Annotated in this window: 22 protein-coding genes; 14 read left to right on the forward strand and 8 right to left on the reverse strand. The window is 71.4% G+C overall.

Going from position 1 to position 20,111, the window contains the following annotated elements; all coding sequences use genetic code 11:
• Window positions 1-5: 5 nt before the first annotated feature.
• From G515_RS0109920 to G515_RS0109935, 4 genes are read right to left on the reverse strand one after another with little or no spacing between them, the layout of a single operon-like run.
• Entirely contained in the window at window positions 6-1,082 is a 1,077-nt protein-coding gene (locus G515_RS0109920) for a sulfate/molybdate ABC transporter ATP-binding protein (RefSeq protein WP_028660012.1), read from the reverse strand.
• Complete coding sequence (locus G515_RS20665) at window positions 1,079-1,873, reverse strand: ABC transporter permease (RefSeq protein ID WP_245565331.1); 795 nt, start codon at window positions 1,871-1,873, stop codon at window positions 1,079-1,081. The genes G515_RS0109920 and G515_RS20665 overlap by 4 nt, the downstream gene beginning before the upstream one ends.
• A complete protein-coding gene (gene modA / locus G515_RS0109930) occupies window positions 1,870-2,670 on the reverse strand; it encodes a molybdate ABC transporter substrate-binding protein (RefSeq protein ID WP_084653426.1) in 801 nt (266 codons plus the stop codon). The genes G515_RS20665 and modA overlap by 4 nt, the downstream gene beginning before the upstream one ends.
• Window positions 2,667-3,062 (reverse strand): TOBE domain-containing protein, encoded by a 396-nt coding sequence (locus G515_RS0109935; RefSeq protein WP_028660014.1) that lies wholly within the window; start codon window positions 3,060-3,062, stop codon window positions 2,667-2,669. Before G515_RS0109935 ends, modA begins: the two co-directional genes overlap by 4 nt.
• Before the next feature lie 124 nt (window positions 3,063-3,186).
• Here G515_RS0109935 and G515_RS0109940 point away from each other — a divergent pair, with 124 nt between their 5' ends.
• The 11 genes from G515_RS0109940 (at window position 3,187) to G515_RS0109990 (ending at window position 13,360) form a co-directional block, all read left to right on the forward strand.
• A complete protein-coding gene (locus tag G515_RS0109940; RefSeq protein ID WP_028660015.1) occupies window positions 3,187-3,786 on the forward strand; it encodes a DUF4245 family protein in 600 nt (199 codons plus the stop codon).
• 160 nt (window positions 3,787-3,946) lie between these two features.
• Window positions 3,947-5,014, forward strand: coding sequence for a response regulator (locus G515_RS20670; RefSeq protein ID WP_051218162.1), 1,068 nt, complete (start codon window positions 3,947-3,949; stop codon window positions 5,012-5,014).
• Window positions 5,011-5,988: an ATP-grasp domain-containing protein gene (locus G515_RS0109950; protein ID WP_028660016.1), complete on the forward strand. Its 978-nt coding sequence runs from the start codon at window positions 5,011-5,013 to the stop codon at window positions 5,986-5,988. Before G515_RS20670 ends, G515_RS0109950 begins: the two co-directional genes overlap by 4 nt.
• On the forward strand, window positions 5,985-6,734 hold the full coding sequence (locus tag G515_RS0109955) for a PHP domain-containing protein (RefSeq protein ID WP_211221004.1): 750 nt from the start codon (window positions 5,985-5,987) through the stop codon (window positions 6,732-6,734). The genes G515_RS0109950 and G515_RS0109955 overlap by 4 nt, the downstream gene beginning before the upstream one ends.
• Window positions 6,689-8,203: a glycosyltransferase family 2 protein gene (locus G515_RS0109960; RefSeq protein ID WP_211221005.1), complete on the forward strand. Its 1,515-nt coding sequence runs from the start codon at window positions 6,689-6,691 to the stop codon at window positions 8,201-8,203. Before G515_RS0109955 ends, G515_RS0109960 begins: the two co-directional genes overlap by 46 nt.
• Window positions 8,200-8,409, forward strand: a complete 210-nt coding sequence (locus tag G515_RS0109965) for a hypothetical protein (RefSeq protein WP_028660019.1) — start codon at window positions 8,200-8,202, stop codon at window positions 8,407-8,409. Before G515_RS0109960 ends, G515_RS0109965 begins: the two co-directional genes overlap by 4 nt.
• A complete protein-coding gene (locus G515_RS20675; RefSeq protein ID WP_051218165.1) occupies window positions 8,406-10,001 on the forward strand; it encodes a sensor histidine kinase in 1,596 nt (531 codons plus the stop codon). The genes G515_RS0109965 and G515_RS20675 overlap by 4 nt, the downstream gene beginning before the upstream one ends.
• Window positions 10,002-10,097: 96 nt before the next feature.
• Window positions 10,098-11,375: an exodeoxyribonuclease VII large subunit gene (gene xseA, locus G515_RS0109975; RefSeq protein WP_028660020.1), complete on the forward strand. Its 1,278-nt coding sequence runs from the start codon at window positions 10,098-10,100 to the stop codon at window positions 11,373-11,375.
• Window positions 11,368-11,631, forward strand: coding sequence for an exodeoxyribonuclease VII small subunit (locus G515_RS0109980; RefSeq protein WP_028660021.1), 264 nt, complete (start codon window positions 11,368-11,370; stop codon window positions 11,629-11,631). Before xseA ends, G515_RS0109980 begins: the two co-directional genes overlap by 8 nt.
• Window positions 11,632-11,742: 111 nt before the next feature.
• Window positions 11,743-12,738, forward strand: coding sequence for a 4-hydroxy-3-methylbut-2-enyl diphosphate reductase (locus G515_RS0109985; protein WP_036555307.1), 996 nt, complete (start codon window positions 11,743-11,745; stop codon window positions 12,736-12,738).
• Window position 12,739: 1 nt separating this feature from the next.
• Window positions 12,740-13,360 carry an L-threonylcarbamoyladenylate synthase gene (locus tag G515_RS0109990; protein ID WP_028660023.1) on the forward strand — a complete coding sequence of 207 codons (621 nt, stop codon included), beginning with the start codon at window positions 12,740-12,742 and terminating at the stop codon, window positions 13,358-13,360.
• 174 nt (window positions 13,361-13,534) lie between these two features.
• Here G515_RS0109990 and G515_RS0109995 read toward each other — a convergent pair whose 3' ends face one another.
• Window positions 13,535-13,951, reverse strand: a complete 417-nt coding sequence (locus tag G515_RS0109995) for a DUF6542 domain-containing protein (protein WP_036555308.1) — start codon at window positions 13,949-13,951, stop codon at window positions 13,535-13,537.
• 67 nt (window positions 13,952-14,018) lie between these two features.
• Window positions 14,019-15,113 (reverse strand): DNA recombination protein RmuC, encoded by a 1,095-nt coding sequence (locus tag G515_RS20680; RefSeq protein ID WP_051218167.1) that lies wholly within the window; start codon window positions 15,111-15,113, stop codon window positions 14,019-14,021.
• A 243-nt stretch (window positions 15,114-15,356) separates the two neighbouring features.
• On the opposite strand from G515_RS20680, the gene G515_RS0110005 reads away from it, so the two are divergent.
• Window positions 15,357-16,526 (forward strand): hypothetical protein, encoded by a 1,170-nt coding sequence (locus G515_RS0110005; protein ID WP_028660025.1) that lies wholly within the window; start codon window positions 15,357-15,359, stop codon window positions 16,524-16,526.
• Between the two features lie 48 nt (window positions 16,527-16,574).
• Here G515_RS0110005 and G515_RS0110010 read toward each other — a convergent pair whose 3' ends face one another.
• Window positions 16,575-17,018, reverse strand: a complete 444-nt coding sequence (locus G515_RS0110010; RefSeq protein ID WP_051218170.1) for a MarR family winged helix-turn-helix transcriptional regulator — start codon at window positions 17,016-17,018, stop codon at window positions 16,575-16,577.
• 195 nt (window positions 17,019-17,213) lie between these two features.
• Here G515_RS0110010 and G515_RS0110015 point away from each other — a divergent pair, with 195 nt between their 5' ends.
• Entirely contained in the window at window positions 17,214-17,729 is a 516-nt protein-coding gene (locus G515_RS0110015; protein ID WP_211221006.1) for a flavin reductase, read from the forward strand.
• A 120-nt stretch (window positions 17,730-17,849) separates the two neighbouring features.
• Window positions 17,850-19,097: an acyl-CoA dehydrogenase family protein gene (locus G515_RS0110020; protein ID WP_028660028.1), complete on the forward strand. Its 1,248-nt coding sequence runs from the start codon at window positions 17,850-17,852 to the stop codon at window positions 19,095-19,097.
• A gap of 78 nt (window positions 19,098-19,175) precedes the next feature.
• Here G515_RS0110020 and G515_RS0110025 read toward each other — a convergent pair whose 3' ends face one another.
• The gene (locus G515_RS0110025; RefSeq protein WP_028660029.1) at window positions 19,176-19,952 is read right to left on the reverse strand and encodes an exodeoxyribonuclease III; all 777 of its coding nucleotides are present in this window, start codon (window positions 19,950-19,952) and stop codon (window positions 19,176-19,178) included.
• Window positions 19,953-20,111 lie beyond the last annotated feature (159 nt).

Raw genomic sequence — 20,111 nt, forward strand, 5'->3', positions numbered from 1 at the left:
CGACTCTATCGGCTCGCCGGCGGCTCGGGATCGGGTCCCGCCGGATGCACGGTCACCTCGGTGGCCTTGACCGCGAACCGCACCCGCACTCCGGGCTCGAGGCCGAGGTCGGCGACCGCGGCAGGGGTCACATCGGCGGCCAACGACTCCTCCCCGAGCCGGGTGTCCGCGCGCACTCGCACCCGGTCCTCCCTGGGCTCGAGATCGGTGACCACCACCGGCCAGGCGTTGCGTGGACTCCCGCCCGGATCGTTGCCGAAGACGGAGACGGCCGAGGGGGCGAAGACCGCGACCGCGGGGGAGCCCTCGGCCAGGGCGAGACCGTCGGTGACGCCCTGCACTCGCAGGCCGTGCCCCTCCAGGGCGCCGCCGTGCCAGCGGCCGGTGATCAGATTGAGCCCTGCGATCCGGGCGGCGAACCGGCTGCGGGGCCGTTCGAGCACCTGCTGGGTGGGCCCCTCCTCGACGACCCGGCCGTGCTCGATCACCGCCACCCGGTCGGCGAGCAGCACGGCATCCAGCGCGTCGTGGGTCACCAGCAGGACGGTGCGCTCGGCCAGCACCCGCCGCAACAGTTGCCGCAGGGCCGGGGTCACCGAGACGTCGAGGGCCGCCATCGGCTCGTCCAGCAGCAGCACCTCCGGCTCGGCCGCCAGCGCCCGGGCGATCGCCACCCGTTGGGACTGTCCTCCGGAGAGCGCTCCCGGTCGCCGCTGGGCCAGCCCGGACACACCGACCTCGTCGAGCCAACGCCAGGCTGCGGCGCGGGCCGCGCTGCGTCGTACCCCCTGGGCCCGGGGGGCGAAGGCGACGTTGTCGAGCACGCTGAGGTGCGGGAACAGCAGGGGGTCCTGGGAGAGCATCGCGACCCCGCGGTGGTGGGTGGGTACGTCGTCCAGCCGACGCCCGCCGACGCCGACCCGGCAGGCGGGCGAGCGCAGCAGCCCGGCGGCCACGGCGAGCGCGGTCGACTTGCCGGCGCCGTTGGGCCCCAGCAGGGCGAGCGTCCGGCCGGCGGGTACGCCGAGGGTGAGGTCGACGTCGCGTTCGGGGATGCGCGCGACCAGGTCGAGGCCCGTCATGCCGGTGCCCGCCGTCTCCGGGCGACGGGGTTCTGCCAGGTCAGCCCGATCACCAGTACGGCGACGAGGACCAGCACCAGGCTCAGCGCGACCGCGGCGTCGGGGTCGTCCACCCGCTCAAGGTAGATCTGGATCGGCAGGGTGGCGGTGGTGCCCTGCAGGCTCCCGGCGAAGGTGATGGTGGCGCCGAACTCGCCGAGGGACCGGGCGAAGGCCAGGACCGTGCCGCTGAGCAGGCCGGGCAGCACGGTCGGCAGCGTCACCCGGCGGAAGACGGTCGACGGTGAGGCGCCCAGGGTCGCGGCCACCACCTCGTACCGCTCCCCGGCGGTGCGCAGCGCGCCCTCGGTGCTGACCACCAGGAAGGGCATCGCGACGAAGACCTGGGCCATCACCACGGCCACCGTGCTGAAGGCCACCTCCACCCCGAGGGCCTCCAGGGTGCCGCCGAGCAGGCCGCGCCGCCCGAAGGTGTAGAGCAGCGCGATCCCGCCCACCACGGGCGGGATCACCAGGGGGAGGAGCACCAGCGACCGGAGCAGGCCCTGGCCGGGGAAACGGGTCCGAGCCAGCACGGTCGCCAGCGGGACCCCCAGGAGCACGCAGACCAGGGTGCTGACCGCGCCGGTGCGCAGGCTGAGCCAGAGGGCGTCGCGGGCCGAGGGACTGGTGACCAGACCGAGGAAGCCCGGCCAGTCGACCCGAAGCACCATCGCGACCAGTGGCAGGAGGAGGTACGCTGCCGCCAGCCCGGCCGGCAGCAGCAGCCAACGGGGCAGGCTGATGCTCACGGCGTACCGAAGCCCGCCTCGGTGAGGACCTGTCGACCGGCGTCCGAACGCACCATGGTGACGAACTCGGCCGCCAGGTCGCCGTGCTCGGAGTCGGTCACGGGCGCGATCGGATAGGTGTTGACCACGTCCTTCGACTCCTCGAAGGGGATGCCCTGCACGTCCTCGCCGGCGGCAGTCACGTCGGTGACGTAGACGAGGCCGGCGTCGGCCTCCCCGGTGGTCACCTTGCCGAGGACGTCGGTGACCGATTGCTCCTCGCTGACCGGGGCGAGGGTGACGCCGGCATCGCTGGCGACCTGGGCGGTGGCGTGGCCGCAGGGCACCTCGGGGGCGCAGATCACCAGACGCACGTCGGGGCCGGCGAGGTCGGCGAAGGTGGCGATGCCGGCGGGGTTGTCGGGCGGGACCGCGATCTCGAGGGTGTTGGTGGCGAAGGGCTCGGGGGACTCCACCAGGTCGTCGGCGACGAGCGTGTCCATCGTCTGGGTGTCGGCCGAGGCGAACACGTCGGCCGGAGCCCCTCCCTGGATCTGCTCGGCCAGGCCCGAGGAGCCGTCGAAGTTGAGTCGGACGTCGACGTCGGCGTGCTCGGCCTCGAACTCGTCCGCGATCTCGGTGAACGTGTCCTGCAGTGACGCGGCGGCGAACACGGTGAGCGTGGTGTCCTCGTTCTCCTCGCCACCGCACCCGGTCAGGGACGTGGCCAGGACACCCAGCACGGCGAGCCCGGCCAGCGCCGGGCCCCCGCGCGGGGAGGTGTGCCGGGCGGAGCGCGGGGCGGTGCGCGCCCTCACAGCCGCTCCACCACGACGCTGGTCGACTTCACCGAGGCGATGGCGCGGACGCCGGGCTCCAGACCGAGCTCGTCGGCGGCCTCCGCACTCATCAGCGAGACCACGCGGTAGCGGCCGCAGATCAGTTCGACCTGGGCCATCACCCGGTCCTTGGTCACCCGGGTGACCAGCCCGTCGAACCGGTTGCGGGCGCTGACCGCGTCGGCGCGGGTGGCCTCCCGGTCAGGGCCGTCGGCGAGGGCCTGGGCGTGGGCAGCGAGGTCGGCGCCGGAGATCACCTGTCGCCCAGCGGAGTGCGCGGCGGGGAGGCGACCTGCGTCGATCCAGCGGCGGACTGTGTCGTCGCTGACACCGAGGAGCTGGGCCGCCTCGGCGATTCGGTAGGTGGGCACGAGCGGATCGTGTCGCACCTGCGGCCGTTCTGTCCAGAAAGTCGCCGCACCTGCGGGAGCCGTCGCAGGTTCCCCGGGTGAGGTCGATGCGGGCGGGCGTAGGGGTCTTTGGGAGGATGGTCGAGTGAGCGAGACCGAGTCCACGACCACCGGCCAGGAGCCGGTCGGTCAGCCGCGCCGCCGGTACCCCCGCACGTTCGGCGGCCTCGTCGCGGCGATGATCATCACCACGGCAGCGGTGCTGATCTATTGGGTGGCACAGGAATCCCGCAAGGAGGTCCCCGACTCGCGCCCCGACCCCGTGCCGTACGCCGAGTGGTCCGGCCTGGTGCAGGCCTACCAGGACGCCGGGCTCACCGTCGTCTACCCGTCCTCGGTCCCCGAGGGCTGGGATGTGACCAGCGTCCGCGGCACCGCGGCCTCCGACTTCTCCTGGGGACTCGGCCTGCTGACCGAGGACGACGCCTTCGTCGGGTTGGTCCAGGAGGACGAGGACCTCGAGGACCTCCTGGCCGAGCACGTCGACGAGGACGCCGAGCAGGGCGAGGACCTGGTGGTGGACGGGGCGGTCGCGCGGCGCTGGAGCACCTGGACCGACGAGGGCGGCGACCACGCCTATGCCAGCGAGGTGGGCGAGGACACCGTGCTGGTCTACGGTTCCGCGCCGACCGAGGACCTCGAGAGGTTCCTGAGGCTGCTCACCACCGACCCGTTGGAGGACTGAGCACCTCGGGGTCGGGTGACCACGCCCCTGCTGGTCGACCCCCTTCGTGCCCCCACCCGGTGCAGTTGTTTTCGGCGCGGTCTCAGGCTGGTGTCAGCGTCTGGGCCTAGGCTCCGAGAGGAACGGGTCGGAGGCTCGTTCCGGCAACGGAGGTGGACACGTGACCGAGGAGACCGTGCGGGTGCTGGTCGTCGACGACGACGTCGATCAGACCGAGTATCTCCGGTTGATCCTGCAGCGGCAGCCAGACATCACGGTCAGCGTGGCCAACGACGCTCCCGGGGCGCTGGCCCTGCTCCGGGAGGCCACCTTCGACGTCGTCGTCACGGACATCGAGATGCCGGGGATGTCGGGTCTGGCGATGCTGCCGGAGGTGCGGAAGTCCGCCCCCGGCGTCCCGGTCATCGTGATCACCGCGCACGGCAACGTGTCCTATGCGGTCGAGGCGCTTCGGCGCGAGGCGGACGAGTTCCTGGTCAAGCCGGTCGACTCCGCCCAGCTGACCGCCCGCATCCACGAACTGGCCGAGAAGGCGCGCAGCCGATCGGCGGGACCGCACGACGTCGTCCTCGCCGTCGGCGCCCACCCCGACGACGTCGAGATCGGGATCGGTGCGACCCTGGCCGGGCACCACGAGGCGGGCGACCCGATCACGGTCCTGACCCTGTCCGGCGGCGGGGTCGGGGGAGCCGTGGACGAGCGCCGCCGGGAGGCCCAGGCAGCCGCCGACGTGGTCGGGGCGCGGCTCGACCTGCGCGACTTCCCCGACACCCGGCTCGACCCCGCCGCGGGTGTGACGACCGCGATCGAGGAGGTCATCGCTGAGATCCGCCCGACCGTCGTCTACTCACACTCGGTGCACGACCGTCACCAGGACCACCGCGCCGTCGCCCACGCGGTCGAGATCGCCACCCGGAGGATCCCGGTGGTGGCGGCCTTCCAGAGCCCGTCGGCCACCCTCGACTACCGCCCGACCCGGTTCATCCCGGTCGACGGGCGGGTGGAGACGAAGCTGCGGATGCTCGCCGCCTTCGCCTCCCAGCAGCACCGGGACTACATGGACCCCGACCTGGTCCGCGCGAGCGCCCGCTACTGGTCGCGCTACGGGGAGGGCAACTACTGCGAGCCTGTCGAGATGGTGCGCGCCGCCGTACCCCTCACGGCGTGGGCGCTGCCCCAGGCGGTCGCGCAGGCTCCCTTCCACGACCCAGCAGGAGGCAGGGCATGACCCGTGTACTCGTCACCGGGGCCGGCGGTCCCGCCGGCATCGCCGTCATCCGTTCGCTGGCAGCGCGCGGCGACGTCGAGATGTACGCCGCCGACATGGATCGCTGGGCCAGCGGCCTCTACCTCGTCGACGCCGGGCGCCGTCGGCTGGTCCCCGCCGGCCGGGCCCCCGAGTTCGTCGAGGAGACGCTGGCGATCTGCGCGGCCGACGGGATCGAGGTGCTCTTCCCGACCGTCGACGTCGAGCTGCCCCGGCTGGCCGCGGTGCGCGACCGGCTCGAGGAGGCCGGCACGATCCTCGCCTCGCCCGCACTGGAGACCCTCGAGACCTGCCTGGACAAGCTCGCCCTCGCGGGTGCCTGTGAGGGGCACGTGCGCGTGCCACGCACCGAACTCCTCGGCACACCGGGCTGTACCACAGGCTGGTCCTACCCGGTGATCGTCAAGCCGCGTCGCGGCGCCGGTTCGCGCGGCGTGCGGCTGGTGCGCGACCAGCCGGAGCTGGAGGCGATCCAGGCCGGCGACGCCGGCGAGGACCTCCTCGTCCAGGAGCACCTTCCCGGCGAGGAGTACTCCGTCGACACCATGGCCGACCTTTCCGGCCGGGTGCTGGCCGCCGTCCCCCGGGCGCGGCTGCGGGTCGACTCTGGCGTCTCGGTGGCGGGGATCACCATCCACGACGACGAACTGATCGCGGCGGCCACCGCCGTGGCCCGCGCGATCGGCCTGACCAGCGTCGCCAACATCCAGCTCAAGCGTGCCGCCGATGGCGTCCCGGGCCTGCTGGAGGTCAACCCCCGGTTCCCCGGCACGATGCCGCTGACCATCGCCTCCGGCATCGACATGCCGTCACTGACCCTCGACGCGGTCCTGGGCAGGCCGACCCCGGAGGGGCTCGACTTCCGCGAGATCGCCAACGTGCGCTACCTCGAGGACCGCTTCCTGCCTCTCGACGAGATCCTTCCGCAGCCGTGAGCCGGGTCGCGTCGATGCGGGTCGACCACGACCACCACGTCCACTCCACCTTCTCCGACGACGCGCACAGCACGCCGGAGGACAACCTCGCCGCGGCGCTCCGGCGCGGGCTCGCGTCGATCCGGATGACCGACCACGTCCGAGGTGACACCACCTACGTGCCCGAGTTCCTGGCGGCCGTCGCCGCCCTGCGGCCGCCCGAGGGGCTCGAGGTGCTCACCGGAGTGGAGGCCAAGCTCCTCGACACCTCGGGTGCCGTCGACGCCCCGCCCGAGGTGCTGCGCTCCCTGGGCACACGCAGCGGTCCCGGCCGGGTGCTCCTGGCCGATCACCAGCTTCCCGGTCCGGACGGCCCGTGGAGCCCGCGGGTGGCGCGCGAGCGGCTCGCCTCCGGCCTCGAGCCGGTGGCCGCCGTGCAGCAACTCATCGACGCCTACGCCGGCGCGCTCCGGCATACCGGTCCGGCGCAACTGGCGCACCCGTTCTCGATCCTGCCCAAGATCGGGCTCTCCGAGGAGCACATCACCGAGGATCAGCTCGACGAACTCGCGGCCGCGGTGCTCGCCGCCGATGCCGTGGTCGAGGTCAACGAGAAGTGGCGCTGCCCGGGCGCCCGGATCAGGGCCCGGCTGGATCGGCACGGAGTGGCCATGGTGGCCAGCTCCGATGCCCACCACGCCGACGACGTGGGCCGCTACCAGTGGTTGGCCCTCGAGGCGGAGGGAGGCACGCGATCGACCTCCTGAGAGAGCTCGTCACCATCCTGTTCGTCGTTCTCGCGTTCTCCGGCACCGTCCCGGTGCTGATCGGTGTCTACCAATACGCACTGATCCCGCTGCACGGCGTCAAGAACCACCTGCCCGACGCGGCGCCGTACCTCCCTCGAGTCGTGGTGATCGTGCCGGCTTGGAACGAGGGGGCCGTCCTCACCGCCTCGCTCGAGCGCCTGATGCGGCTGGAGTACCCGCCCGAGCGGTTGCGGGTCTATGTCGTCGACGACGCCTCGACCGACAACACCCCCGAGGTGACCCTCGCGATGGCGGCGCTCCACCCCGGGCGGATCTTCCATCTGCGTCGGGCGCAGGGGGGCGAGGGCAAAGCGCACACCCTCAACCACGGCATCCGTCGCGCGCTCGCCGACGACTGGGCGCAGGCGGTGCTGATCATGGACGCCGACGTCGTCTTCAGGCCCGACTCGCTGCGCCGGATGACCAGGCACCTGGCCGACGAACGGGTCGGCGCGGTCACCGGCTACATCAAGGAGGGCAGCCTGCGACCGGGCCGCGTGGCCCGGTTCATCGGCTACGAGTACATCACCGCGCAGGCGGCCGCACGTCGGGCGCAGAACGTCCTCGGCGCGGTGGCCTGCCTGGCCGGCGGGGCCCAACTCCACTCCCGGGCCAACCTGGAGGCCATCGGCGGCGAGATCGACACCTCCTCCCTGGCCGAGGACACCTTCACCACTTTCCTCACCCAACTCGGTGGGCGCCGGGTGGTCTTCGAGCCGGACGCGGTCGTGCTCGCCGAGGAACCCGACAATGCGGGGGCGCTGTGGAAGCAGCGACTGCGCTGGGCCCGCGGCAACGTCCACATCACCCGGCGGTTCCGCAGGGTCTTCTTCCGCCCCTCGCGATCCCATCGGCTGGGTTCGATCTCCTTCGGACTGATCTGGTACTCGCTGTATTACCTGCCGGTGGCCATCGTGCTCTCCACGGTCGGACTGCTCGGCCTGTACGTCGTGGACGATTACGCCGCCGCCAGCGTGTTCTCGCTGTTGTGGTGGCTCGGGGTCGGCGCCTACGTCTTCATCACCGCGATGACCCTCCTGATCGACCCGCAGACCGCGCGTAGGTCATGGCTGGAGGGACTGGCCTTCCCCGGGATCGGCTCGATCATCGTGATGGTGGCGGCGTGGTATCCGGAGGTCTGGAGGGAATGGCTGCCGTCGCTGTTCGGACTGGAACTGACCGCGACGGGCGAGAGGGTGTGGCTGCTGGTGCTCTACTCCTGGGGGATCATCGCTCTGCTCCTCGCTCGGCTGCTGAAGAGCATCGAGCAGGTGCGCTGGGCACGCTTCCTCTCCCGACCGCTGCTGTACTTCGTCGGATTCGGGCCGATGCTGTGCGCGATCACCGTGGACGCCTACATCCAGGAGTGGCGCGGTGCTGACCAGACGTGGGACAAGACGGAGAAGACAGGGAGGGTTGTCGGATGAGCGAGCAGACGCCCGCACCACAGGGGCCGGCGCCCGAGTCCGGCGCATTGAGCGGCTCCGAGTGGTGGGCCACCCTGGAGCCACTCGCCCTGCAGGACGAGATCGAGGCCAATCGGCGCGGTGAGCGGTGGTTGCTGCTCGTCGGGCTGCTTGCCGTCCTCCTCACCGGGCTGGCGCTCGTCGTACATCGGCTGACGACGACATGAGCACGACGACGATCTCTCGCTGGATCGACCGGCGAGAGCAGTTCTGGATCAATACGCCCCTGGTGGCGCGGCACGTGCCGTTCGTGGCGCTGGTGGCGCTGGTGCTCGGGTTGTTGGCGACTCCGGTGCTGGCCGCGGACAGTCCGGTTCTCGTCGCCGCGGCCGCGCTGTTGACCGTTGCCGCCTCGGGTGCGGCCGCCCTCCTGCCGTGGCACCGGTGGCCCGTGGTCGCCAGCGACATCCTTCCGATCATGCAGTTCGCCGCCGTCATCTGCCTCGACGTCGGCATCGACTCCACGACCCACGTCGTGAGCACGATCGCACTCCTCCCGGTCGTGGCGCTCGCGATGAAGCCGGGCCGTCACGGCATCGTGGTGGGCACGCTCGGGGCGGTCGTGGTCGTGCTTGTCCCGGCGCTGGTGGAGGCCCAGGCCGGCAGGGAGTTCGTCAGTCGGATCCTGCTGCTCCCGCTGCTCGCGCTGGCGCTGGGCGTCGCGGTCAACGGCTTCACCGGCGCGCTGCGGGCACAGAGCGCCGCGCTCGAGTGGGCTGCCGAGGACCTCGCCGCATCCCGAGACCGCATCCTGGGCCTCATCGACGCGGCGAAGGACCAGGTCATCATCGTGGCCGATGCGGAAGGCCGGATCGAGGTGTTCAACCAGGGCGCCGAGCACGTGCTGGGGTACACCCGCGAGGAGGCGGTCGGGCACCTGCGGGTCGAGGACCTCCTCCGCAGCGAACGGGTGTTCGTGGCCCAGTCACAGGTCCTCGAAGTGGTGCTCCTGCGCCGAGATGGCCAACATCGGACCCTGCGCGCCTGGGTGACACCGCAGTCGGGCCCCGAGGGCGAGGACGACGGCGTTCTGCTCGTCGGCACCGACATCACCGATGAGCTCGAGACCGTGCAGCTCCAGCAGAGCTTCCTCGGCATGGTGAGCCACGAACTGCGTTCGCCGATCACCTCGATCCTGGGCTTCACCGAACTCCTCGGCCTGGAGGAACTCGACGACGACCAGCGCAAGTACGTCGCCGTGATCGACCGCAACGGTCGGCGCCTGCTCTCCTTGGTGAGCGACCTCCTGCTGTCGACCCAGGTGGCCGGAGGCCGTTTCGAACTGATGCGCGGTCCAGCGGACCTCACCGCGGTCGCGCGGGGCTGTCTCGTCTCCGCCGGGCCCGCCGCCGACGCCGCGCAGATCCGGTTGATGGATGCCACCAACGGTCCGCTCCCGCTGGAGGCCGACTCCGACCGGCTCGCCCAGGTCGTCGACAATCTGCTCTCCAACGCGCTGAAGTTCACTCCCGCAGGTGGAAGCGTCACCCTCACCACCGCGTTGGTCGAGACCCCGGAGGGGCACGCCGCTCAGGTGCGGGTCGCCGACACCGGACCGGGCGTCCCTCCCGACGAACTGGCCCACCTGACCGAGCGGTTCTTCCGCGCCTCGGGGGCCACGTCGGCGCGCGTCGTCGGTGCCGGCCTGGGGCTGTTCATCGTCAACGCCATCGTCGAGGCCCATGGCGGTGACCTCGCGGTGGAGAGCCACGTCGGGGAGGGGACGACGCTCACGGTGACCCTTCCCCTCACGGCGTAGGACCTTCCGTGTGGCGCCTGCGCAGCCTGACGGCGCCGGCGGGCCTGGGTCCGGGCCTCGTCCGGCCTGTCGGGAGGGTGTTCTAGGGTCACTGCCATGGCGTTGCAGACCTCGCCCGAGTCACCGGCACCGGTCCGGCAGATCGCGACCGCGATCTCGGGCTGGGTCGATCGGCTAGGTGCGGTCTGGGTGGAGGGACAGGTCGCCCAGTTCACCCGCCGCCCTGGCCTGCAGACCGTCTTCTTGACCCTGCGCGACTCGGTGGCGGACCTGTCGATCACCGTGACCTGCCCGCGGGTGGTCTTCGACAGCCTCAACCCGCCACTGGTCGAGGGCGCGAGCATCGTGGTCTTCGCCAAACCGTCCTACTACCCCAACCGCGGCACGCTCTCGCTCCAGGCCCGGGAGATCCGGATGGTCGGGCTGGGCGAGTTGCTCGCCCGACTGGAGCGACGGCGTCAACTGCTGGCGGCCGAGGGGCTGTTCGCCGCCGAGTTGAAGCGGCCGCTGCCGTTCCTCCCGGGTGGGGTCGGACTCGTGACGGCCCCCCGGAGCGCCGCCGAGCGGGACGTCCTCGACAACGCCCGCCGAAGATGGCCGGCGGTCCGTTTCGAGGTGGCCCACGCGGCGATGCAGGGCACCCGAGCTGCCGCGGAGGTGATCGCCGCGGTCGAGCGGCTCGACCGAAACCCCGAGGTCGACGTGATCGTGATCGCCCGCGGTGGAGGTTCGGTCGAGGACCTGCTGCCGTTCTCCGACGAGGCGGTCATCCGGGCGGTGCACGCCGCGCGCACCCCCGTCGTCTCGGCCATCGGGCACGAGCCGGACACCCCGTTGCTCGACCTGGTGGCCGACGTCCGCGCCTCCACACCGACCGACGCCGCCAAACTGGTGGTGCCCGACGTCGCCGAGGAGGCGCGGCTGGTCGAGACCGCCCGGTCGAGGTTGCGTTCCTCGCTGCGCTCCTGGGTGGCCAGGGAGCAGGCCGGACTCGACGCCGTGCGCAGCCGTCCGGTGCTCGCCGACCCGCACACCCTGATCGAGGAGCGAAGGGTCTCGGTGGTGCTGCTCCAGGAGCGGGCACGGCGCTCGCTCGGTCACCGGCTCGACCGGGCCGCGGACGAGATCGACCACCAGCGCGCCCGTGCTCGCGCGCTCTCCCCGCTGGCCACCCTGCGTCGCGGGTACGCCGTCCTGCAGGACGCCGACGGGCATGTGGTCACCAGCATCGCCGAGGTCGCCGACGGCCAGGCGCTCGGCGTGCGCGTCCTCGACGGCCGGGTGCACACCAACGTCACCGGCACCAGCACCGAACCGTCGGCCGAGCCCACCGACCGCACCCACGAGATCCCCGCTGAGGAGCACCATGGCTGACCCGCACGAGTCCACCGGCCTCACGCACGAGCGAGCACCGGTCGAAACGCTCGGCTACGAGCTCGCCCGCGAGGAGCTCGTCGAGGTGGTGCGCCAGCTCGAGTCCGGCGGCCTCGGGCTGGAGGAATCGCTGGCCCTGTGGGAGCGGGGCGAATTGCTGGCCCGACGCTGCCAGCAGTGGCTCGACGGTGCCAGGGAGCGGCTCGACGCAGCAGACTCGATCGATGAGCAGGCGAGCGACGCCCGGGACGAGTAGGGGAGCTGGTGTCGGCGACGACGTGTGAGAGTGCAGGTCACAGACCGTTCAGGCCGGGTCGCCATCGGGTGAGCTGGCTGGTCCAGGGGAGCGGTCCGTAGACTTCCGGGCATGACCGATCTAGCGACCCCACGCGTGCTCAGTGACCAGGAGAAGGCCGTGCTGCTGGCCGCACCCCGCGGCTACTGTGCCGGGGTCGACCGGGCCGTGGTCACCGTGGAGAAGGCACTCGAGCTCTACGGTGCACCGGTCTACGTGCGCAAACAGATCGTCCACAACAAGCACGTCGTCAGTGACCTGGAGTCGCGCGGTGCGATCTTCGTCGACGAGCTCGACCAGGTCCCCGAGGGCGAGACGGTCGTGTTCTCCGCCCACGGGGTCTCCCCGCAGGTGCACTCCGACGCCGCCGAGCGGAGCCTGAAGACGATCGACGCGACCTGCCCGCTGGTCACCAAGGTGCACCACGAGGCGAAGCGCTTCGCCGGCGAGGACTACGACATCCTGCTCATCGGCCACGCCGGGCACGAAGAGGTCGAGGGCACCGCGGGAGAGGCGCCCGAGCACATCCAGCTCGTCGAGGGCCCCGGCGACGTCGCCGGGATCACCGTGCGCGACCCGAAGCGGGTGGCCTGGCTCTCCCAGACCACCCTCTCCGTGGATGAGACCATGGAGACGGTGGCAGCGATCCGGGAGCGTTTCCCCGATCTCCTCGACCCGCCCAGCGACGACATCTGCTACGCCACCCAGAACCGCCAACTCGCGGTGAAGGAGATCGCCCGTGAGTCGGACCTGGTGATCGTGGTCGGTTCCGGCAACTCCTCCAACAGCGTCCGCCTGGTCGAGGTGGCCCTCGAGGCCGGGGCCGGCGCTTCCCACCGCGTCGACGATGCCTCTGAGATCGACGAGAGCTGGCTGGACGGCGTACGCACCGTGAGTGTCACCTCCGGCGCGAGCGTGCCAGAGTCCCTGGTGCAGGGCGTGCTGACCTTCCTGGCCGAGCGCGGCTATCCCGACGCCCGGGCGGTGCACAGTGCGGAGGAGTCCCTGATCTTCTCGCTGCCCAAGGAACTGCGACGCGACCTCAAGGCCGCCGCGGCAGGTGCCTGAGATGGCGACCTACGTCGACATCCACCCGGACAATCCGCAGCCCCGACTGATCAGCAAGGTCGTCGACGCGCTGCGCGAGGACGCGCTGATCGCCTACCCCACCGACTCCGGCTACGCGCTGGGATCGCGGGTGGGCAACCGCGACGGTCGCGACCGGATCCTGCGGATCCGTGGCCTCGACGATCGGCACCACTTCACCTTGATGTGCCGTGACTTCAGCCAACTCGGACAGTTGGTCCACGTCGACAACCACGCCTTCCGCGCCATCCGGTCGGCCACTCCGGGGCCGTACACCTTCATCCTCCCCGCCACGCCCGAAGTGCCGCGCCGCCTGCTGCACCCCAAGAAGAGGACCGTCGGCGTGCGGATCCCCGACCACGTGCTCGTCCAGGCGCTGCTCGCCGAACTCGACGAGCCGCTGCTCTCCTCCACCCTGATCCTCCCCGGCGAGACCGAGCCGCGCACGATGGGCTGGGACGTCAAGGAGGAACTGGACCACCAGGTGGACCTGGTCATCGAAGCTGGGGAGACCCCCGCCGAGCCGACCACGGTGGTCGACTGGGTCGACGGCGTACCTGAGGTGCTGCGCGAGGGAGCCGGCGACACCGTTCGTTTCGTCTGAACCTCGGCTGTCGAGGTACCCGGGAGGCCTGACTCGGCAGTCCGGGAGGACCGACTCAACGGTCCGGGTGGACCGACTCAACGGTCCGGGAGGACCGACTCGACGCTCCGGGAGGACCGACTCAACGGTCCGGGAGGACCGACTCAACGGTCCGGAAGGCCCGACTCAACGGCGTCAGTCGGTGAGGCGGGCGCGCTGCTCGGCCACCCGGCGGCGCATGGCCAAGCAGGCGAGGCACAGGGCGTAGCCGACGAACAGTGCCACGGAGTGGGTGCCGAGCCCGGAGACCACGGCCTGGACGACGCCGTCGTCGGGGTGGGCGATCGCGTCAGGTCTGGTGAACCCGAGCAGGGTGAAGGTCGCCAGCATCAGCAGGGGCGGCAGCACTCCCACCGTGAACAGGGCCTGGGGAGCGACCAGCAGGGCCAAGGCCACGCAGAGCAGCACGAACACGACGTCGAAGATGAGCCCGATCCGGTCGTAGAGCAGCAGATCGGCCCCGGCCGCTGAGAACGAGACGGCCAGGCCGAGGGCGACCACCTGCGAGCCGGACTCGCGTCCCTCTTCCCAGATCGTGCGTGCATGGGCCATGGCTCTCCTCTCCACGGTCACGGTATGGTCCCGCGCGCGCAGCGTCCGCCCGACGCGCCGAGGCGACTCAGCCCGCCCCCGAGGAATCGCGGGCCGCCTCGCCGAGCGCCGGCCCCGCTCCGGACTCGTCGAAGGGGCCCCGGGGAAGGCGCTCCACCGCATGCAGCTCCACCGGCCGAGGGGTCGGGAGTTCGTCGTCGGTCACGCCCAGCTCGTTGAAGCGACGAGCCGCGACGAGGACCCGGGAGTCGAGGGAGCCGACCGCTTGGTTGTAGCGGGTCACGGCGGTGTTGAGCGAGCGGCCGACCCCGTCCAGGTGACCACTCATCGTCATCAGCCGCCCGTGCAGATCGCGGCCGAGGCGGTGGATCTCGTGCGCCCGCTCCGCGAGCGCCTCGTGCGACCAGCCGTGCGCGACCGTGCGCAGCAGCGCGATCAGGGTGGTGGGGGTGGCCAGCACCACCTGGCGAGCCGCGGCGTACTCGATCAGACCGGGGTCGGTCTCCAGTGCGGCGGCGAGGAAGGACTCGGCCGGCATGAAGAGCACCACGAACTCCGGCGTCTCCGGCAGCGCCCGCCAGTAGGCCTTCGCACCCAGCTGGTCGACGTGCGTGCGCAGCTGCCGGGCGTGCCGGCGGCGGTGCTCGGCCACCTCGGCCTCGTCCTCGGTGGAGGTGGCGTCGAGATAGGCATCCAGGGGCACCTTGGCATCGATCACGATCTGCTTGCCGCCGGCCAGCCGCACCACCAGATCGGGGCGCTGGGCGCCGTCGTCGAGCCGGACCTGCTCGCTGAAGTCGCAGCGGTCGACCAGACCGGCCAACTCCACCGCGCGGCGTAGGTGCAACTCACCCCACCGGCCCCGGACCTGCGGCTTGCGCAACGCGGTGGAGAGCGAACGGGTCTCGTCGCGCAGCGAGGTGACCTGGGTGTGGAACTCGCCCTGCCACCGCTCACGGGCGCGGTCCAGAGCCAGCATCTGGTCGCTGAGCCGGTCGAGGCCCTGCATGACCTCGGCCTTGTCGACCGAAGCCTCCACGAGGGAGTCGATGGAGTCGGCCGAGACGCCGCGGACGCGCCCCCAGAGCACGCCGATCAGCACGCCGAGCGCGAGCCCGGCGGACAGCACGACCAGGACGAGCAGGACTGTCGAGATCTCCATGTGGACCAGCCTGGCAGGGGGCACCGACAGTTTCTGGGTCACCTGTCGGCGCGCACCCGTCGGTTCCCGCGCGCGGTGCCATCGCGAACCGTAGCCCCGACTGTCAGCCTCGGAGACGACACCGGGTCGCGGCGGTCCAGCGCAGGGGCGTGACGGTCCTCGTGCTGTGAAAGGCTCCGGGACATGGCCCGCCGATCCCGACGATCCCTCCGATCCCGACGCACCCGACGCCCGGGTCGTCGTGTGCCCGGGCTGCTCGCCCTGCTGCTCCCGGTGGCCGTCACCGTCGGCTCGTGTCAGGTCATGGCCGGTACCGGCGAGCAGGTCTTCGAGGGTACGGTGGCACCGGTCGACCTGGGCCTGACCGGCCCGACGTACGCCGTGGCCACCCCGCGGGGTCTGCTCGTGCGGTCCGGCGAGGCGGAACGGACCTTCCCGAAGGCGTACACCCTCGAGTGGCTCCCGGGGGGACGCGCGCTGATCTACGACGCCCGCGGTCGGGTCCGACTCTGGCAGCCGGAGACCGACGTGCTCGGCCCGGTCACCAAGCTCGGGCCGGGCCGGACGCCGATCGGGCCGGGGGATCTCAAGCGCTCGGTCACGCAGGTCGACGTCAGCCTGGAGCCCCGCGAGGGCCGCAACCTCCTGAGGGCCTACGACCTCGACCTCACTCCGCGGTGGGAGAGCCGCCTCCCCGGACCGGACGACGCCGACCCGAACGCGGGGTCGGGGAGCGGCTTCGTCCGCGGCTATCAGCAGGGCCAGACCATCGACGGGATCACCTACCTGCAGTGGGACGACTACGACCCCAACGGTGAGGAATCCGAGCCGCACTACGGTCTCCTTCGCGTGGACGCCGACGGCGGTGCCATCGGCCAGGCCCAGGTCAACGGGCGGATCACCTCGACCTGGCTCAGCGCGGACGGGTCGGCGTTGCTGGCCCTGCGGCGCCCCTCCGGTGACCCGTGCGGCGGCTGCGAGGTGGCGGAGGAGCTGGTCGAGCTCGACCCGGCCACCGGCGAGGTCGCCGCCGAGTACGGCATGCCCGAGGAGTACGACGAGACCTGGTCGGTGGCCGAGATCGACAAGGTGGGTGATCGGGTGGCCGTCCGCTTCGAGGGCTACCCCGAGGACGAGCCACCGTACACCCGACTGCGCGGCACCTGGGTGCGTGACGACGACGGCTGGTCGATGCTGCCGGGCAGCGAGGAGGAGATCACCTGGTGGCAGGGGCAGGACGACAAGATCGTGGCGCGTCTGGACCCGGCGATGAGGGACCGGGAGGGGCATCCGTTCCGGCTGTTCTGGGTGCACGGTGATCGCGAGGAGTCGGTGCCCGGTCGTCTGGAGCTCGACACTGCCCGACGCTCGGTGTTCGGTGGTGTTCCGGGACAGGCGCTGCCGCCGGGGTGACCCGGGACGGTATGCCGACCGCGCCGGGCCGGGCGTACCGGCCCGGTGTCACCGGGGATCGAGGTCGATCTCCGGCGGCGCACCCCAGTCGCTCCCGAGAGTGGCCTGCAGGTCGGCCAGGCGGTCGGCGCCGATCCGCTCGCCCAGCACGGCGTCGAGTCCGGCCAGGATCTCGACGGCGTCATCCCGCAGGCGTTGCGAACTGGCACTGAAGGAGACGACCGAGGCCCGTCGGTCGGCCGGGTCGGGACGGATCTCCACCCAGCCGCGCTCGACCATGTCCTGCAGCATCTTGCTCACGGCCTGACGGCTCACGCCGAGGTTGCGGGCGAGCTCAGCCGGCCGGGTGACTCCGAGGGCGAGGTTGGCGAAGGTCATCGACTGGGTGCGGGTGATCGGTTCCCAACCTCGCGCGCGCAGTGCCGCCTGGAGCCCTTCGTCGAACCAGTAGAAGGCTCGCATCACGTCGAGCATCAGAAGGCTGGCCTGCACCGGGACACCATCGCGGAGCCGTCCGGAATCGCGCAACCCGGATCGTGTCATGGGGTCGAGCCACCTGGGCGCGCGCCCGGTGAAGGTCGGGCGCCGCCGGGAGGCCACGAAAATTTGTCAACCGAGTTGACAGTAGTGATCGGGTGCCCTGTCATGGTGATGCGCGCCACATCACCGAGGAGGAGGTGACCACAGATGACCGCGATGATGATCGACCCGACCCCGAGCCCGGCTCGGGAGAGGTTCCGATCGGCCATGGCGGGCCTGTCCGCGGGCGTCAACGTGGTGACGACGGACGGGCCGGCCGGACGGGCCGGACTCACCGTGAGCGCGGTGTGCTCCGTCAGTGATACGCCGCCGACCATGCTGGTCTGCATCAAGCGGTCCAGCAGCGGTCACGACGTCTTCGAGGGCAACCGTCGGCTCTGCATCAACGTGCTGGGTAGCGGGCACGAGGACGTCGCGAGGGTCTTCGCCGGGGGCACCGGTGTGTCCGGGGCGGAGCGGTTCGCGTCCGGGCAGTGGCAGGACCGCGCCGGCGTACCCGTCCTCGTCGGCGCGGCTGCGTCCGTGCTGGGACGGATCAGCGAGATCAAGGCTCAGGGCTCGCACTCGGTGGTCTTCGTCGAGGTGGAGGGGGTCGTCCTCAACGAGGACGCCGGCGGGCTCGTCTACTTCCAGCGCCGGTTCCATCCCATCGGCGGGGACTGACCCACGAGCAGTTCGACCGGCCGCCCCCCGCAGCGGCCGCAGAGTGTCCGCCGACCGGGCGCATGCGATCGCCCGGCCGGCCCCATCACGAGTGACCACGCACCACGACCGGAGGCGACGATGACGATGACCGCGACCGACAAGCTGGCCGAACGGCGGATCCCGCCCGGGGACGACTTCCTCGCCGCCGAGGAGGTCGCGGCCCTCACCCCCGAAATCCTCGTCGAGCGCACCCGGGCGCTCAAGCCGCTGGTGGCCGGCCGGGCCGCCGTGGCCGAGCGTGACCGGCGCCCCGACGACGAGGTCTGGTCCGCACTTCGCCGCAGCGGCTACTTCTACGTCTTCGTCCCGCGCCGGTTCGGGGGGCTGGAGTTCGACCCCGACACCTACATCTCCGCCACCCTGCCGATCGCCGAGGCCTGTCCCTCCACCGCCTGGGCCGCCTGCTTCTCCGCCGAGCACAACTGGTTCATCGCCCAGCTGCCCGAAGCGACCCAGGCCGCGGTCTGGGGAGCGACCCCCTTCGTCAACGCACCAAGTCTCGCCTCGCCCCCCGGGGTGGCTGTGCCGGTCGACGGCGGCTACCGGCTGACCGGTCACTGGAAGTGGGGCACCGGCGTGATGCACGCCGACTGGATCCTGCTCAACGCGCTGGAGAAGGTCGAGGGCGGCGCCCCGATCGCGCGGATGTTCCTGCTCCGCGCGGAGGAGGCCACCGTCCTGGACACCTGGCACATGTCCGGCATGGCCGCGACCGGCAGCAACGACGTCGTCCTCGACGATCTCTTCGTGGCCGAGGATCACCAGTTCGCGATCCAACCGGTGCGCTCCGGCCAGGGCGACGGGCGGGCCATCCACGGGCCCGGCCTGTACGGCTCCCCGATGCTGCCGAACCTGTGTGTCACCGCGTCGATCCCTGCGCTCGGCGCCGCGCGCCAGGCGGTGGCCCTCTATCGCGAACGACTGTCGGTCCACGTGAAGATGGGCAGCACGGCCACCAGCGTGGAGAAGCCCGCCGCCCAGATGCGGTTGGCCCGCGCCGACCTGCTGACCCGGTCGGCGGAGCGCACCATCCGGGCGGCCGCACGCGAGAACCTGACCCTGGGCGAGATCCCGGAGCCGGAGCAGACCGCGGAGCGCATCCGGCTCCGGGCCGAGATCGCGATCGCGGTCCAACAGTGCGTCGAGGCGGTCCGCACCTGCTGCGAGGGCGCCGGTTCCAGCATCCACAGCCTCGACAACCCGATGCAGCGGCTGCTGCGCGACGTCCAGGTGATGCAGAGCCACGTGGTCTACGACCTCGACGTCGCCACCGAACTGCATGGGCGGGCGATGGTCGGTCTGCCGCCGAACTCGCTGCTGACCTGAGGCTCGCCGACAAGGGGCCGGCCCTGGTCCGTGTCCTCGCGGATCATGGCCGTCGACCACGTCTCAGTCGGCCGGGTCTCAGTCGGCCAGGTCGACGATCACCGGGGCGTGGTCGGAGGCACCCTTGCCGGCCCGCTCCTCGCGGTCGATGAAGGCACCGGTGACCCGGCCGGCGAAGGAGGGCGAGCCGAGGACGAAGTCGATCCGCAGACCACGATTGCGCTCGAACCGCTGCCGGTAGTAGTCCCAGTAGGTGTAGACGTCCGGGCCCGGGGTGTGCGGGCGGACCACGTCGGCGTAGTCCCGGGCGATGGCGAAGAACGCCTCCCGCTCGGCCGGTGTGAGGTGCGTGGAGTTGGTGAACTGGCTCGGGTCGAAGCAGTCCTCGTCGAAGGGGCACACGTTCCAGTCGCCCACCAGCGCGGTGTCCTCATCGCGCCACTCCTGGGCGGCCGTTCGGAGCCGGGCGAGCCAGTCCAGCTTGTAGGCGTAGTGCGGGTCGTCGGGCTTGCGGCCGTTGGGCACGTACAGCGACCACAGGCGTACGCCGCCGCACACCGCGCCGATGGCACGGGCCTCCTCGACGGCGGGATCGCCCCAGGTGGGCATGCCCGGGAAACCGACCCGGACGTCGTCGAGCCCCACCCGGGAGATCAGCGCGACCCCGTTCCACTGGTTCACACCTGCGGCGGCGACGTCGTACCCGCGTGCCTGCAGGCCCATGATGGGGAGTTGGTCGACCTTGGCCTTGGTCTCCTGGACCGCGAGGACGTCGACGTCGTGGCGCTCGAGGAAGGCCTCGACGCGGTCGATGCGGGAGCGGATGGAGTTGACGTTCCAGGTGGCGATGCGCACCGGGACACCCTAATGGGGAGGCTCTGACCGGTCGGCGCCCTCCGGGTGACACCGACCTACGGCGCATCGCGCCGAGGGCCGGTGTTCGAGCGATGGCGAGGCGACCAGGTACGCCCCGCGCTCGAAGGGTGCGCTCGGGCCTTCCGGGACGCCGTTCCT

Origin of the sequence: Nocardioides insulae DSM 17944, assembly GCF_000422825.1 — a bacterium.
GTDB classification, from domain to species: domain Bacteria; phylum Actinomycetota; class Actinomycetes; order Propionibacteriales; family Nocardioidaceae; genus Nocardioides; species Nocardioides insulae.

What these genes read in the sequence shown, in the direction of transcription:
- G515_RS0109920 (WP_028660012.1), bottom strand. Translation starts at nt 1,082, where the DNA reads ATGACGGGCCTCGACCTGGTCGCGCGCATCCCCGAACGCGACGTCGAC.
- G515_RS0109950 (WP_028660016.1), top strand. Translation starts at nt 5,011, where the DNA reads ATGACCCGTGTACTCGTCACCGGGGCCGGCGGTCCCGCCGGCATCGCC.
- G515_RS0109965 (WP_028660019.1), top strand. Translation starts at nt 8,200, where the DNA reads ATGAGCGAGCAGACGCCCGCACCACAGGGGCCGGCGCCCGAGTCCGGC.
- G515_RS20675 (WP_051218165.1), top strand. Translation starts at nt 8,406, where the DNA reads ATGAGCACGACGACGATCTCTCGCTGGATCGACCGGCGAGAGCAGTTC.
- xseA (WP_028660020.1), top strand. Translation starts at nt 10,098, where the DNA reads ATGGCGTTGCAGACCTCGCCCGAGTCACCGGCACCGGTCCGGCAGATC.
- G515_RS0109980 (WP_028660021.1), top strand. Translation starts at nt 11,368, where the DNA reads ATGGCTGACCCGCACGAGTCCACCGGCCTCACGCACGAGCGAGCACCG.
- G515_RS0109985 (WP_036555307.1), top strand. Translation starts at nt 11,743, where the DNA reads ATGACCGATCTAGCGACCCCACGCGTGCTCAGTGACCAGGAGAAGGCC.
- G515_RS0109990 (WP_028660023.1), top strand. Translation starts at nt 12,740, where the DNA reads ATGGCGACCTACGTCGACATCCACCCGGACAATCCGCAGCCCCGACTG.
- G515_RS0109995 (WP_036555308.1), bottom strand. Translation starts at nt 13,951, where the DNA reads ATGGCCCATGCACGCACGATCTGGGAAGAGGGACGCGAGTCCGGCTCG.
- G515_RS20680 (WP_051218167.1), bottom strand. Translation starts at nt 15,113, where the DNA reads ATGGAGATCTCGACAGTCCTGCTCGTCCTGGTCGTGCTGTCCGCCGGG.
- G515_RS0110015 (WP_211221006.1), top strand. Translation starts at nt 17,214, where the DNA reads ATGACCGCGATGATGATCGACCCGACCCCGAGCCCGGCTCGGGAGAGG.
- G515_RS0110020 (WP_028660028.1), top strand. Translation starts at nt 17,850, where the DNA reads ATGACGATGACCGCGACCGACAAGCTGGCCGAACGGCGGATCCCGCCC.